This window comes from Crossiella sp. SN42, from assembly GCF_023897065.1.
Taxonomy (GTDB): domain Bacteria; phylum Actinomycetota; class Actinomycetes; order Mycobacteriales; family Pseudonocardiaceae; genus Crossiella.
Window position 1 is genome coordinate 280,369 of record NZ_JAMHIV010000003.1, and the last position, 13,075, is coordinate 293,443.

Sequence of the window (13,075 nt, forward strand, 5' to 3'; positions counted from 1 at the left end):
CACGTTGGAGTTCTGTGCCAACGCCCCCTGAACCGCGAGACCCCGACGCCACCCCCCGGCGTCGGGGTCTCTGCATTTCCCGGCTGGCCCGGCCGCCTCAGCACCCTCGCCCTTCACGGCCCGCGTGCCGCCCTGACCTCAACCGGCACACGCGGGCGCGCGCCGTCCGCAACCGCCCGACACCCGCGGAGGCGGACGATAACGACCCCTACCCTCGGCTCCCTGTTCACCGGATACGGCGGCCTGGACATGGCCATCAGCACCGTGTTCGGTGCCGAACCCATCTGGCACTCCGACATCACCAAGGCCACCCGGAAGCTCCTCGGCCACCGTCATCCCGGCCTGCCCAACCACGGCGACATCACCGGCATCGACTGGAACGCCGTCGAAGCCCCGGACATCCTGGCCGGCGGCTTCCCCTGCCAGGACGTCTCCTCCGCCGGATTCCGGCGCGGCCTCAACGGCACCACCCGCACCGGCCTGTGGTCACGCATGGCCGAAGCGATCGACATCCTGCGCCCCAAGCTGGTCATCTTCGAGAATGTGAGAGGACTCCTCAACGTTGCGTCCGTTCGCCCGCTGGACGGGCACGACCTGGGAAATCGTGACACCGCACGAGGATCAGCTACCCCGCGAGCGTTCGGTGTCGTACTCGGGGACCTGGCCGCCCTCGGGTATGACTGCCGATGGCTCGGCCTACCAGCTTCCGCGGTGGGAGCACCACACCGCCGATTCCGCGTCTTTGGTCTCGCCTGGCGAAACCCTGCCGACCCCGCTGGCCTCCAACTCCAACGACGCCGAGAGCGTCCAGAGATGGTTCAGCCGCCGCGCCCGACCGGACTACCTGCCACTGTGGATCGCGGTGAGGATGGAACACCTGTATGGCGGCGACCGCTCCAAGATTCCTTTGACCGATGGGAATCCATCATCGGCAGGCCACCCCCGGACTACCGCGCCTCCAACAAGAACGGCCGGGTCTGCACCAACGCCCGATGGGTCGAGTGGCTGATGGGCCTGCCCGATGGCTGGGTCACCGACGTCCCCGGTATGAGCCGGACCATGGCGCTGCACATGCTCGGCAACGGCGTGGTTCCCCTGCAGGCGACCGCCGCGCTGGACATCCTTGCCAGTCCGGAGCTCCTGGGCGCGGCCGGCCTGCCTGCCCCGGGAGTCCGGCCCGCCGCTTGACGGCCGCCCCGCGCGGCAGCGGCGGCAGGCCAAGCTGGGAAGGATCGGACCGGCGTGGGCGCCTGCCGCCGGACTGGCCCGCTCGCCGCGCCCGGGTGCTGCACCGAGACCCGGTGTGCCGCCTCTGCCTGGACGCACTGGCCACCGAGGTTGATCACATCAGCCCCGGAGACGACCACGACGAGACCAATCTGCACGGCGTGTGCCAGCCCTGTCACCGCCGTAAGAGCAGCACCGAGGGCGCGACCGCCCGTCGCGAACTCGGCCAGTACGTCAGCACCCGCCGCCCACCACCGCCGCATCCCGGCCTGCGCTGACCCGCCGGCGCGGGGTGGGGGTGGCTCCCGTCCCCGGCCCTCCGGCACCGGGTAGTTGCTGGCGCTGACGGCGTGTACGGGTCTGGAGTTCTTGGCCGGTCCTTACCTTCGTTGGAAGCATCGAACCAAGGCGACAGCAAACAGAGCTATTGCCGCTAGCCCGATACACTGCGACTGGCTGATAGGCAATATCGATGTAGTTTGCGCTCCGTCCCCGTCGGGCGTCAGCTTTGCTTCATTCGAGGATTCATGCTTAAGCGAAGCGACAGAGTACTCCTTATCGAAGATTTCCCATAACCTTAGATGAGATAGAGTCGATTCATCCTCGGCGGATATTTTTCGACCCTCTCTTGTTAGGCCCCAGAAATCCCGACGCCCCGCCTTCTGCATAAACCTTTCCGCCATTCGCTGGGCGTATTTTTCGCGAAGGTCCCCGACTTCCCAGCACATCAGCCAATAGCTGTACCACAGATTCAGCCGCATGTGGTACCGATTCGAGTTGCGAGCATCCTCCGATTCTGCGCCGTTGTCGGTGATTACCGGGTCCTCCATTTCCATCTTCATTAAATCCATATGTACAGCACGATTCGCCTGCCATTGATTCACCATATTGGTTCGCTGTTGCAGTATGAGCGAGTAGGACACAGCAATAAGCGCCGCCCCTGAAAGGAGTGCGGAAATAGCCCCATAGGCTTGTCCGATGTTCGCAAGGCGCACCCAGCTTTCGGAACTCCCGCCGATCAGAGAAAATGCCAGTGGAGAAAGGGAAATCAGGGCGACAGTTGCTGTCGCAATTAGAATTAGGATGGCCTGGATTAGTCGCCTTCTCCGCCTTGGGCTAAGTCTCCGCATATTTGCATGATGACCGATTCGGCGAGAGAGTGTTACTGATTCCGCAGTTTTTCAATCAGAAGCACTAGTTATCCACGCACGCGCGATTCGACGCGGAGCAGCAGGCACAGGAGCCGGAGGTGACTTGTGGCTGGAATGGGCCCGCCACCTAAGCACCCGAACCGTCGTCGTCGCCGCAACGCCACCATCGCGATGACCCGGCTCCCTGCCGCCGGACGACCTGGTGCACCACCACCGTGGCCGCTCCCGCCTGCCGAAGACCCCGGTGCCGGTGAACGTGAGCTGGTGCTGTGGGCGCAACTGTGGGCCACCCCGCAGGCGTGGGCTTGGGAACGGCTGGGCTGGATGGTTGAGCCCGCCCTGTACGTGCGCCTGCTGGTCGCGGCCGAGGCCGGGCACCTGAAGTCCGCGGCCGAAGCCCGCCAGTGGTCCGACCGCCTTGGCCTGAGCCCGCTGGCGCTGCTGCGCCTGCGGTGGGAGATCGCCGAGGACGAGCCCCGCGACCAGGCTGACGGGGAGGCGGCGGGCGGCAACGTCACCGTGCTGGAGGAGTACCGCAAGATCCTTGGCGACAGCTGAGCACAACCGCGCCGTCCTGACCCTGCCCTCCGGCCTGCCGGACCGCACCCTTGGTTGGGGCGTGCTGCTGTGGGCCGCGGACTACATCCGCCAGCCCGATGGCCCCGACGCCGGCGGCCCCTGGCGCTGCACCGCTGAGCAGGTGCGCTTCCTGCTCTGGTGGTACGCCGTCGACCGTGCCGGGCGGTTCCTGTTCCACCGTGGCGTGCTCCGCCGCGCCAAGGGCTGGGGGAAGTCGCCGTTCGTGGCCTTCCTCGCCCTGGCCGAGCTCTGCGGCCCGGTGCGCGCCAGCCACTTTGACGACCGGGTGCCCGGCCTGGCCGTGGGCAAGCCCGCCGCCGCGGCGTGGGTGCAGCTGGCCGGGGTCAGCGAGAAGCAGACCGTCAACACCATGTCCGTGGTGCTGGCCATGGTCTCCGAGTCCCCGATTGTGGAGGACTACGGCCTGGACGTCGGGCAGTCCCGCATCTTCACCGCTGACGGCGGGCGGCTGGAACCCATCACTGCCTCCGCCCCCACAGCCGAAGGCGCGCGGCCGACGTTCGTGGTCCAGGACGAGTCCCACCACTGGACCGACAGCAACGGCGGGACCGCGCTGGATCAGGTGAACCGGCGCAACCTGGGCAAGAGCCGTGACGGCTCGGCGCGGATGCTGGAGACCACCAACGCCCACGAGCCCGGACAGGACTCGGTGGCTGAACGCTCCTGGGACGCCTACCAGGCCCAGGCATCCGGGCGGGCCCGCCGCCGCGGCCTGCTCTACGACGCCCGCGAAGCGCCCGCCGATGTCGAGCTGGCTGAGGAGAAGTCGCTGCGCAGCGGGCTACGTGCGGCCTACGGCGACTCCACCTGGGTGGACATCGACCGGGTGGTGGAGGAGGTCTACGACCCGTCCACCCCGCCGGATCAGGCCCGCCGGTTCTACCTCAACCAAATCGTCGCTTCCTCCACCTCGTGGGTCTCCCGCCAGGAAGTCGAGCGCATCACCGTTCCCGGCGTCGCCGTCGACCGGGGCGAGATGATCACCTTGGGGTTCGACGGCTCCCGCAAGCGCGCCAAGGGCGTCACCGACGCCACGGCGCTGGTGGGGTGCCGGGTGCGCGACGGGCACCTGTTCCTCATCCCGTACTCCGGTGGCCTGGCCTGCTGGGAACAGCCTGCCGGGAAGGCCGGGGAGAGCTGGAGCGTCCCGCGCAGCGAGGTCCGGCGCGCGGTCGCGGAGGCGTTCGAGCACTTCACCGTCGTCGGGTTCTTCGCCGACCCCGCCAAGTGGGAGTCCTCGGTGGATGACTGGACCGCGGAGTACGGCCCCCGGCTGTTGGTGCGCGCGAAGGCGTCCGAGCCGATCGAGTGGTGGATGACTGGGGGCCGCTCCACGTTGATCGCCCGCGCCACCGAGCGCCTGCACACCGCGATCACCGGCCGCGAGATCACCCTGGACGCCGCCTCCGAGCCGCTGCTGCGGCACCTGATCAACGCCCGCCGCCGACTCGGCCCCTCCGGGATCGAGATCGCCAAGGAGAACCCGCTCAGCGCCCGCAAGATCGACGCCGCCACCGCCGCGATCCTGGCCTACGGCGCGCGCTCGGAGGCCGTGGCCAAGGGCCTGGCCCAGGTACGCAAACGCCGCCGCGCCCGAGGGTTCTGACCTCTCCGCATCACCGATACTCGTTGCCTGCCAAGGGAGATCCCGCATGTCCGTGCCCGGTCCTTCGCTGCGCGTGCTTCTCGGAGCCGCCACCCACATCGGTGGCCGGCGGCGCAACGCCGACGCCTTCGACTTCACCAGCGACTCGGCCACCGGCCGGGGGTGCTGGGCGGTGGCCGACGGGATCGGCGACCGCACCGCGGTGGCCGCCGCAGCCCAGCACGCGGCCAAGGTCGCCACCGCCGCCGGTGCCCGCGAGGGAGCCCAGGCCGGGCTGCTCGCCGCGGCCACCGCGCTGGCCGACCCGGTGGCGGAGTGGCCGGAGAACAACTGCGTGATGGTCGTGGCCGCCCGCGAGCCCGGCGGCCGGATCGGGATCGCCTGGACCGGCGATGCCCGGTGCTACCGCTTCGACGGCACCGAGCTGGCCCTGCTGACCGCCGACCACACCGTGGGGCAGCGGATGCGCGAAAGCGGCCAGCAGGGCCAGGTCGCCGAGGCGGAGGAGTTCGACCACATCGTGACCACCACCGTGGGCACCGCGCACCGCGACGGCCACGGCTCGGCGGACACCAGCGACGACTTCACCGCGCTGCTGCTGTGCTCGGACGGCATCGGGAAAGTGTTGTCCCACCAGCACATCACTGCCCTGCTCACCGAGTTCGCCAGCAACCCACAGACCTGCGCTGACCGCCTGGTCGCCGACGCGGTGGCCGCCGCCGGCAAGAAGGCCGACAACGCCACCGCGCTCGTGGTGATCCGCGAACACCTCTGATCAGCTTGATCCGTGGCGTGTCGACAGCGGCCCCGATCCCAATGTTGGCCGAGGAGCGCTAGTCACGTGGATGGCTTGTCTGGTCGCTGTCCTTCAGCCGCCACTCGGCCGGTAGCTGGACCTGCTGTTTGATGAACTTCAGCAGGTCATCGCGGTAGCGCGGGAACACCGCCTGGGGATCCTTCTCCAGCCGAAACTCCTGCCAGCGATGGGACCTTCCGATCCTGAGCATGATGAAGTCAGCCGCATCCCAGGAGTACCCGGCCTCGCTACCGAGGTAGCGCCAGAAGAAGGCGCGGGCGCGCTCCTCACGGGACTTCTGCCGATGCCACGCCCAGATCCCGAACAGCACGATCGGGATGACGGGCGCTGCGGCGAAGAGGACCACCAGGCCACCAACACCAGCGATGAGATCGCGAAGCCAGTCCATGGCGGCCTCCTTCGGATACCCACGGCATCGCGGCAGAGGTGCGCAACGTTAGCGGGCAGGTGCCGCCAAGCCGATCTTTGAGGAGGTGAGGCGCAGTGACGGGGGAGCTGTCCATCTGGGGCTGGTTCAGTGAGCTGGGAGAACGGCTCCGTCAGCGGCGCCCACTGGTCGAGCGGTGGCGGCGCTACCACGAAGGCGACCACGACCTGCCCGCCGGACCCAACCAGCACCGGGAAGCCTTCCGGGTCTTCCAGGCCAAGGCGCGCACCAACCTGTGCGGGCTGGCGGTGGAGTCGATGGTGCACCGCATGCAGGTCATCGGCTACCGCGACGGCACACCCACCGGCGGCTCCGACAGCGCCGTGTGGCAGCTCTGGCAGGCCGCCCGCCTGGACGGGCGGCAGTCCGCGGTCTACCGCCGCGCCCTCTCCGTCGGCGCGGCCTACGTCGTCGTCGGCCCCGACCCGCGCCGCCCAGGCGGGACCCGGGTCAGCATCGAACGCCCGGACACCATGATCGTGGCCACCGATCCGGCCGATGCCCGGGTGCGGCTGGCCGCGCTGCGCCTGTGGCACGACCGCTGGTCCCGGCGGTGGCTGGCCACCCTGTACCTGCCGGGCCGCCGCTTCCACTGGGTCAGCCGCGCCGAGCACCGGGAAGCCGGCACCCTCGAACAGTTGGCCTTCACCCCAGCGGCGTGGCAGGACCGCGCCGACCCCGCGCCCTCCCCGGAGATGGTGCCGGTGGTGGAGTTCGCCAACGCCGATGAGAACGACCCGCCGACCGCGGAGTTCACCGGGGCGATCGACATCCAGGACCGGCTCAACCTCACCGTGCTCAACCGGTTGACCTCCGACCGCAACGGCGCGTTCCGGCAGCGCTACGCGCTGAACCTGGACCTGGAGGAAGACCCGGTGACCGGGCTGCCGATCTCGCCGTTCAACGTCGGCATCGACCAGGTGTGGACCGTCGCCCCGCCCGCGCCCGGCCAGCCGGAGACCAGACTGGGCGACTTCGCCCAGTCCGACACCTCCGGCCTGCTGCGCGGCTGCGAGGCCGACATGCACGCCTTCGCCGCAGTGACCATGACCCCGATCTACTACCTGCCGCTCGGGTTGGTGAACATCTCCGCCGACACCATCACCGCCCTGGACGCCGGGCACGTGGCCAAGTGCCAGGCGCGCATGACCCGCTGGGGCGAGGACTGGGAGGAAGTCCTGGAGCTGTGCGCCCAGGCCGCCGGGATCGACCGCGAACTGTCCGCCGCGGAGATCGTCTGGGCCCGCCCCGAAGCGCTCAACCCCGCCCAGGTCGCCGACTACGCCGTCAAGCTCCGCTCCGCCGGGTATCCGCTGCCCGTGGTGGCCGAACGCATCGGCGACACCCCGCAGCAGATCGACCGGCTGCGCACCGAGCTGGCCGCCGACGCCTTGCGCACCAGCCTGTCCACCCCACTCACCCCGCCCGCCCCGTCCGCTCCCAGCCCGGCGGAGACGGCCCCCGAGGCCCCGAGCTCCGGGCCAGTCCGGTGAACGGGACCCAGTTCACCGCCGCGCGCCGGAGCCTGACCCGCCGCCTGCTGGAGGCGCTGGCCGAGCTGTTCACCGGGCTGGGCTCTTGGCGGCAGGCCGACGCCGACCGTTTCACCGCCCAAGCGGTGCCGCTGGTGCGCGCCGGCCAGGCCACGCTGGGGCAGCTGGTGGCCGCCCACCTGGCCCACGAGGCCGCCCGCGCCCTCCGCGCGCCAGTTCCGGTTCCGGTGCTGACCGAGCACGACCTGGTGGACCTGCGCGAGGGGATCTCCGATCGTGAGGTCTACCGCCGCCCCTTCACCACCGTCTACGCCGCCCTCGCGCAGGACAAGCCGCTGCCCGAAGCGGTCGAGCACGGCCGGGCCCGGCTGGTGCAGATCGCCGAGGCCGATCTTCAGCAGACCCACTCCCGCGCCAACCGGGCCGCCCTGACCGGCCTGCCCGCCCCGGCGCGGCCGCGGTTCTGGCGCCGGGAGCTGGTCGGTGAGGAGTCCTGCGCGCTGTGCGTGCTGGCCTCCACCCAGCGCTACCGCGTCGAAGACCTCACCCCCGTGCACCCCGGCTGTGACTGCCGGGTCCAGCCGATCTATGGCCGCGACCCCGGCCACGTCCTGGACGCCGCGAGGACCAAGCGCCTGCATGCCGCGGTGGCCGAGCTGACCGGCCGCGCCGACCCCGGCGGCCGCACCGTGGACTACCGCCAGCTCCTGGTGGCCTCCACCGCCGAACACGGCGAACTGGGCACGCTGCTGGTCCGGCCCCGCGACCGCTTCACCACCCGCGCCGACATCACCAAGGAGATCCCCGCCGCGTGAGCCAGACCCTGACCCCCGAGCCGGACGAGACCGGCACCGAACAGCCCCCGGCCGCGCCCACCACCCAGGCCGCACCCGACGCGCCTGCCGCAGCCACCAAGGCCGCCGCGCCCCTGGACGTGGCGGGGCAGCTGGCCGAGCTGCGCTCCGCCCTCGACCAGCTCCGCACCACCCAGCCCGCCACGCAGCCTGCTCCCGCGGAGTCCGCGGGCGCGGCCGGGGAGCTGGCGGTGGAACGCGTGCACACCCGACTGGCGCGCGCCGGGATCGGCGAAGCCGAGGCCGCCGCGCTGCTCTCCCGCGTCGATCCGGCGCGGCTGCTGGCCGACGGCGCGCCCGATGAGGCAGCGATCACCGAGCTGGCCGACGCACTCACCCGCCCGCTGATGCGCACCACGGCCGACCCGGACCAGGGCGCCCACGGCAGCGCGCCCGCGCCCACGGTGGATGACTGGCTGCGCCAGCAGGCCCGCCGCCGCTAACACCCCGCGCACCACCCCCGCGCCCCGCATTCCCCTTGCAGCGACAGGCCCGCGGAGTGCGGTGCTCGATGCTGCCCACCTCACCGGAGGCCCGCACTGTCCGGCTACGCCGACATCATCAACCGCACCAACCCCGATGACCCCCTGGTGCCCGAGGAGGTCAGCAACCAGATCATCGCCGAACTGCCACAGCAGTCGGTGCTCATGGCCCGCGCCCGCCGGGGCCGGATGTCCCGCAAGAAGTCCCGCCAGCCCGTGCTCTCCGCCCTGCCGGACGCGTACTGGGTCAACGGCGATACCGGGCTGAAGCAGACCACCAAGGCCGAGTGGGCCAACCTGATCATGGTGGCCGAGGAGCTGGCCGCCCTGGTCGTGATCCCCGATGCCTACTTCGACGACGCCGACGTGCCGCTGTGGGACGAGATCCGGCCCCTGCTGACCGAGGCCATCGGCCGCAAGATTGACCAGGCCGGGATCTTCGGCATCGACAAGCCCGCCAGCTGGCCCACCGCCCTGGTTCCCGGCGCGGTCGCCGCCGGCAACGTGGTCACCGCCGGCACCGGCGTCGACCTCGCCCAGGACATCGCCGCGCTCGGCGAGGCCATCTCCGTCGACGGGTTCGCCGTCAACGGCTTCGGTGCCCGCCCGGGGCTGAACTGGCGGCTGACCGGGTTGCGCTCTGCCCAGGGCGTGCCGATTTACCACCCGGCGCTGAGCCAGACCCAGCCCGCCACCCTCTACGGCTACCCGCTGAATGAGGTCACCAACGGCTCCTGGGTGCCCACCGCCGCCGAGCTGATCGCCGGGGACTGGACCAAGGCGCTCATCGCCCCCCGCCAGGACATCACCTTCACGATGTTCAGCGAAGGCGTGATCTCGGATGAGACCGGCAAGGTGATCATCAACCTGATGCAGCAGGACAGCAAGGCCCTGCGCGTGGTGATGCGGGTCGGGTTCGCCATCGCCAACCCGGTCACCCGCACCCAGCCCAACGCCGCCGCGCGGTTCCCCTTCGGCGTGCTCGCCCCCAAGCCCGCCACCCCCTGACCACCCTCCCGCCGGCCGCCCCCGCGTCCTCCCCTGACCGCGTGCGGGGCGGCCGGCCCCTCCACCCGAACGGGAACCCGCGTGATCACCATGACCTCCCCGGACGGCACGGACACCGTGCCCACCGACGCCCAGGGCGCGCGCGTGCTGCGCGCCCTGGGCTGGACCGAAACCCCCAGCACCGACGAAGCACAGCCCGGCACGCCCGCCCCCAGGACCGCTACGGCGGGCGGGAACCGCGCCACCCGGCCGCGCACCCGGTAGCCCGTGGGCGAGTACGCCACCGTCACCGACGTCATCGATCGCTACGAGCAGCCGCTGACCCCGGAGCAGCGCAACCGGCTGCCCGCGCTGATCGAGGACGTGGAAACCGCTTTGCTGGCAACGGTTCCCAGCCTGCCCGCACGCATCACCGCCAGGCGGACCCGCCGCGAGGCCGTCCGCCTGGTGGTGATCACCATGACCCTGCGCGTGCTGCGCAACCCCGCCGGATACCGCTCCGAACAGGTCGGGGAGTACTCCTACACCCTCGACTCCGCCGTCTCCGGCGGACGGCTCATGCTCGGCCGCGCCGAGCGGGTCCTGCTCGGCCTGCACACCCCCGCCCGCAGCGTGCCCACCACCGATGAGGCCCTGCCCCGTCCTGTCCGCCACCCCGGCCACCGCCGCCGCGGACACTGGTTCGGCGACCACACCCACTGACCTCCGCGAAAGGACGGTTTCTCTTTGCCCGCAACGGCATTGCCACGGCGTTTCTCCCTCAGCCACCACCGCGACCTCACCGGCCTGCCCACAGGCGGCTACGTCGCCGATGGCGTGCTGTTCCCGGACGGCACCGTGGTCGTGCACTGGCGCGGCCCTCACCCCTCCACCGTGGTGTGGAAGTCCCTGGCCGACCCGATGGCCTTGCGCGGCAACGGCGGAGCCACCTGGCTGCACTGGATCGACAAGCCCGCGCAGGGGGAGCGGACTGCGGGGTGAGCCTGCTCGATGCCGGCCCGGAAACCGTCACCGTCTACCTGGCGCTGACCACCATCGACGGCGAGGGCAACCCGGTGCGCGTGCCGGACTGGGACCACCCGGTCACCGTCCCCGGCTGTCACGTCTTCCCACTCGATGCCACCGAACTGCCCCAGACCGGGCAGCGCGCCGCCGTCCGCTACCGCGTCCTCGCCCGCGCCGCGCCCCTGTCCCCCTGGGGCGCGGCGGAGTGGCGCGGTCAGCGCTTCGAGATCGATGGCGACCCCCTGCTGACCACCGGCCCGGCGCACCTGCGCCACGTCCGCGCCACCCTGAAAAAGGCAGGCTGAGCATGCCCTGGGCCCACCCCAAGACCGCCCACATCATCGCCCACCTGCGCGGGGTCACCGGCGCGGTCAACACCGAGGCCAAGACCATCGCCGAGCGCGCCCGCGCCCTGCTCGCCGAGCACCGCCATGACGGAGACGCCACGATCACCGTCACCCGCCGCCGCACCGACACCACCGTGGACCTGGTGGACGAGGCGGCCTCGGCCATCGAACTCGGGCACGTCGACCGCGACGGCAAGCACGTCCCGGGCCTGAACATCCTGGGCCGCGCAGCGGGCCTCTAACCCTTGTGCCGCAAGGTGATCGGAGGTTCGTTGATCCCCTCAGTGCCGTCTGCGGAGAAGCTGCTGATCGGCCTGCTGCGCGAACAGCTGCCCGGCGTGCAGGTGGTCACGCTCATCCCCGCCCCGGAGGTGCGCCGCCTGCCGCTGGTGTGGGTGCACCGCACCGGCGGCGCGGCCACCCACCCGCTGTGGCTGGACCAGGCCGCGGTGTCGGTGGAGTGCTGGGCGCAGCAGCGCACCGCGGCCGCCGAGCTGGCCCAGTCCGCCCGCACCGCCCTGTGGGCGGCATATCGCACCCAGGCCGAGCGCCCGCAGGGACACATCGCCTCCTACGCCGAGGTCTCCGGCCCGTCCGAGGTGCGCACCCGCGACCAGCCCGACCAGCTGCACCGCTACCTGGCCACCTACACCTTGGGCATCCGCCCGCCCCGCCCCTGACCCATCCGCACGAAGGATTTCCTTGCCTCTCAACGACGCTGCGGTCTTCCTGCCCGCGCGCATGCATGTCTTCACCGCGCCCGTGGGCACCACCGCCCCGACCCTGGCCATGGTCAAAGCCGCCCCGGAAACCGCCCCGACCGGGTGGGACGACCTCGGGCACACCAGCCTGGAGGAGGACATCGAGTTCGGCAGCGACGGCGGTGACTCCGAGACCAAGGGTTCCCGCCAGGTCGCCAACCTGCGCGAGATCGTGGAGGCCACCGTGGACTTCCTCACCGTGCACTCCATCCAGCTCACCAACGAGACCCTGACCTTGTTCTACGGCGGCGGAGATGCCTCCAAGCCCGGCCAGTTCGATGCCCCGGCCGCCTTCGGCACCACCGAGAAGGCGCTGTTGCTGGTCTTTCTCGACGGCGCCAAGCGCGCCGGGCTGTGGTGGCCCCGCGCCTCCGCCCGCCGGGCAGGCGGCATCGGCGCGGCCGCGGACGACTTCCTGCGCTACCCGCTGCGCTTCACCAAGCTCCAGCTCTCCGGCCAGCCCTCCGAACGCACCTTCGCCGACACCGTGGGCACCACCCCGCCAGCAGGGAACTGACCTGCTGCGACGGCTGATTCCCCTGACACCGCAACAGAAAGGCGGCCATGACCAGCTGGACCCTTGAGGACATGCGAGCGCAGCTGGACCGGCGCTTCGCCAACTTCTCCATCACCTGCCCCAGCGGGGAGGTCATCCTGCGCGCGGTCATCCGCCTGCCCAAGCATCAGCGCGACCGTGTGGAGGCCCTGCTGACCTCGCTGGATGACGGCAACCCCGGTACCAACGAGGCCCTGGAGGTCATGCGCCAGGTACTCGCCGAGAGCGCCGACCACCCCGAGCGCCTGCTGACCATGCTCGATGGCGAGGAGGACAGCGACGCGCTGACTACCGTGCTGTTCCAGGAATGGGCGGAGCGCACCCAGCCGGGGGAAGCATCGCGCTCGGCCACCTGATCGGGGACCACGGCGCGGCACTGGCGGCCGACCTGTTGCGCTTCTACGGCCTGGACCTAGCCGACGTGCTGCATGTCGAGTCCGCCCTGTCCCCGCGCCGGGTGCTCGCCCTGGCCGAGCAGCTGCCCGAGGAGTGCGCCCTGGTGGCCTCCCTGCGTGGCGGAATGGCACACCGTGGCTGGACCACCGAGCGCTACCTGCTGGCCGCGATCACCGACGCCGCACAGCTGGCGAACTGGCAGCGCGCGGGCGGGCGCGGCAAGCGCCCGACGCCGATTCCGCGCCCCCAGGCCCGCCGCCCAGGCGGAGCCGCAGCGCTGATCTCGCGGCTGGTCACCGGGCACCGCGGTCCCACCGGCCGCTGAAGCACCCCACGCCCACCTGC

The 13,075-nt window shown here is 70.9% G+C and carries 20 protein-coding genes; 18 read left to right on the forward strand and 2 right to left on the reverse strand.

Annotated elements, in window-relative coordinates; all coding sequences use genetic code 11:
- Positions 1 to 222 precede the first annotated feature (222 nt).
- Positions 223 to 1,188 (forward strand): DNA cytosine methyltransferase, encoded by a 966-nt coding sequence (locus tag M8C13_RS06185; RefSeq protein WP_256508681.1) that lies wholly within the window; start codon positions 223 to 225, stop codon positions 1,186 to 1,188.
- On the forward strand, positions 1,185 to 1,505 hold the full coding sequence (locus tag M8C13_RS06190) for an HNH endonuclease signature motif containing protein (protein WP_252479495.1): 321 nt from the start codon (positions 1,185 to 1,187) through the stop codon (positions 1,503 to 1,505). Before M8C13_RS06185 ends, M8C13_RS06190 begins: the two co-directional genes overlap by 4 nt.
- Positions 1,506 to 1,607: 102 nt before the next feature.
- Here the strand turns inward: M8C13_RS06190 and M8C13_RS06195 are convergent, their stop codons facing one another.
- The gene (locus M8C13_RS06195; RefSeq protein WP_252479496.1) at positions 1,608 to 2,222 is read right to left on the reverse strand and encodes a DUF6082 family protein; all 615 of its coding nucleotides are present in this window, start codon (positions 2,220 to 2,222) and stop codon (positions 1,608 to 1,610) included.
- A gap of 420 nt (positions 2,223 to 2,642) precedes the next feature.
- Here M8C13_RS06195 and M8C13_RS06200 point away from each other — a divergent pair, with 420 nt between their 5' ends.
- From M8C13_RS06200 to M8C13_RS06210, 3 genes are read left to right on the forward strand one after another with little or no spacing between them, the layout of a single operon-like run.
- Positions 2,643 to 2,936: a hypothetical protein gene (locus M8C13_RS06200; protein WP_252479497.1), complete on the forward strand. Its 294-nt coding sequence runs from the start codon at positions 2,643 to 2,645 to the stop codon at positions 2,934 to 2,936.
- Positions 2,923 to 4,584 carry a hypothetical protein gene (locus M8C13_RS06205; protein WP_252479498.1) on the forward strand — a complete coding sequence of 554 codons (1,662 nt, stop codon included), beginning with the start codon at positions 2,923 to 2,925 and terminating at the stop codon, positions 4,582 to 4,584. Before M8C13_RS06200 ends, M8C13_RS06205 begins: the two co-directional genes overlap by 14 nt.
- Before the next feature lie 46 nt (positions 4,585 to 4,630).
- Positions 4,631 to 5,359, forward strand: a complete 729-nt coding sequence (locus M8C13_RS06210) for a PP2C family serine/threonine-protein phosphatase (RefSeq protein ID WP_252479499.1) — start codon at positions 4,631 to 4,633, stop codon at positions 5,357 to 5,359.
- A gap of 58 nt (positions 5,360 to 5,417) precedes the next feature.
- On the opposite strand, the gene M8C13_RS06215 is transcribed toward M8C13_RS06210, so the two are convergent.
- Positions 5,418 to 5,789 (reverse strand): hypothetical protein, encoded by a 372-nt coding sequence (locus M8C13_RS06215; RefSeq protein ID WP_252479500.1) that lies wholly within the window; start codon positions 5,787 to 5,789, stop codon positions 5,418 to 5,420.
- Between the two features lie 95 nt (positions 5,790 to 5,884).
- On the opposite strand from M8C13_RS06215, the gene M8C13_RS06220 reads away from it, so the two are divergent.
- The 13 genes from M8C13_RS06220 to M8C13_RS06280 all read left to right on the forward strand — a co-directional run bounded on the left by M8C13_RS06220 (position 5,885) and on the right by M8C13_RS06280 (position 13,055).
- Positions 5,885 to 7,321 carry a phage portal protein gene (locus M8C13_RS06220; protein WP_252479501.1) on the forward strand — a complete coding sequence of 479 codons (1,437 nt, stop codon included), beginning with the start codon at positions 5,885 to 5,887 and terminating at the stop codon, positions 7,319 to 7,321.
- On the forward strand, positions 7,318 to 8,136 hold the full coding sequence (locus M8C13_RS06225; RefSeq protein ID WP_252479502.1) for a hypothetical protein: 819 nt from the start codon (positions 7,318 to 7,320) through the stop codon (positions 8,134 to 8,136). Before M8C13_RS06220 ends, M8C13_RS06225 begins: the two co-directional genes overlap by 4 nt.
- Complete coding sequence (locus tag M8C13_RS06230; RefSeq protein WP_252479503.1) at positions 8,133 to 8,618, forward strand: hypothetical protein; 486 nt, start codon at positions 8,133 to 8,135, stop codon at positions 8,616 to 8,618. The genes M8C13_RS06225 and M8C13_RS06230 overlap by 4 nt, the downstream gene beginning before the upstream one ends.
- Positions 8,619 to 8,765: 147 nt before the next feature.
- Positions 8,766 to 9,665 (forward strand): phage major capsid protein, encoded by a 900-nt coding sequence (locus M8C13_RS06235; protein WP_252479504.1) that lies wholly within the window; start codon positions 8,766 to 8,768, stop codon positions 9,663 to 9,665.
- Positions 9,666 to 9,746: 81 nt separating this feature from the next.
- Complete coding sequence (locus tag M8C13_RS06240) at positions 9,747 to 9,929, forward strand: hypothetical protein (RefSeq protein WP_252479505.1); 183 nt, start codon at positions 9,747 to 9,749, stop codon at positions 9,927 to 9,929.
- Positions 9,930 to 9,932: 3 nt separating this feature from the next.
- Complete coding sequence (locus M8C13_RS06245; RefSeq protein ID WP_252479506.1) at positions 9,933 to 10,367, forward strand: Gp19/Gp15/Gp42 family protein; 435 nt, start codon at positions 9,933 to 9,935, stop codon at positions 10,365 to 10,367.
- A 24-nt stretch (positions 10,368 to 10,391) separates the two neighbouring features.
- A complete protein-coding gene (locus M8C13_RS06250; RefSeq protein WP_252479507.1) occupies positions 10,392 to 10,646 on the forward strand; it encodes a hypothetical protein in 255 nt (84 codons plus the stop codon).
- Positions 10,643 to 10,975 carry a hypothetical protein gene (locus M8C13_RS06255; protein WP_252479508.1) on the forward strand — a complete coding sequence of 111 codons (333 nt, stop codon included), beginning with the start codon at positions 10,643 to 10,645 and terminating at the stop codon, positions 10,973 to 10,975. Before M8C13_RS06250 ends, M8C13_RS06255 begins: the two co-directional genes overlap by 4 nt.
- A gap of 2 nt (positions 10,976 to 10,977) precedes the next feature.
- Positions 10,978 to 11,259, forward strand: coding sequence for a DUF5403 family protein (locus tag M8C13_RS06260; protein ID WP_252479509.1), 282 nt, complete (start codon positions 10,978 to 10,980; stop codon positions 11,257 to 11,259).
- Positions 11,260 to 11,289: 30 nt separating this feature from the next.
- Positions 11,290 to 11,697, forward strand: coding sequence for a hypothetical protein (locus M8C13_RS06265; protein ID WP_252479510.1), 408 nt, complete (start codon positions 11,290 to 11,292; stop codon positions 11,695 to 11,697).
- Between the two features lie 22 nt (positions 11,698 to 11,719).
- Positions 11,720 to 12,295: a hypothetical protein gene (locus M8C13_RS06270; RefSeq protein ID WP_252479511.1), complete on the forward strand. Its 576-nt coding sequence runs from the start codon at positions 11,720 to 11,722 to the stop codon at positions 12,293 to 12,295.
- Between the two features lie 71 nt (positions 12,296 to 12,366).
- A complete protein-coding gene (locus tag M8C13_RS06275) occupies positions 12,367 to 12,690 on the forward strand; it encodes a phage tail assembly protein (RefSeq protein ID WP_252479512.1) in 324 nt (107 codons plus the stop codon).
- Positions 12,642 to 13,055, forward strand: a complete 414-nt coding sequence (locus M8C13_RS06280) for a DUF5361 domain-containing protein (RefSeq protein ID WP_252479513.1) — start codon at positions 12,642 to 12,644, stop codon at positions 13,053 to 13,055. Before M8C13_RS06275 ends, M8C13_RS06280 begins: the two co-directional genes overlap by 49 nt.
- The last annotated feature ends 20 nt before the right edge of the window (positions 13,056 to 13,075 follow it).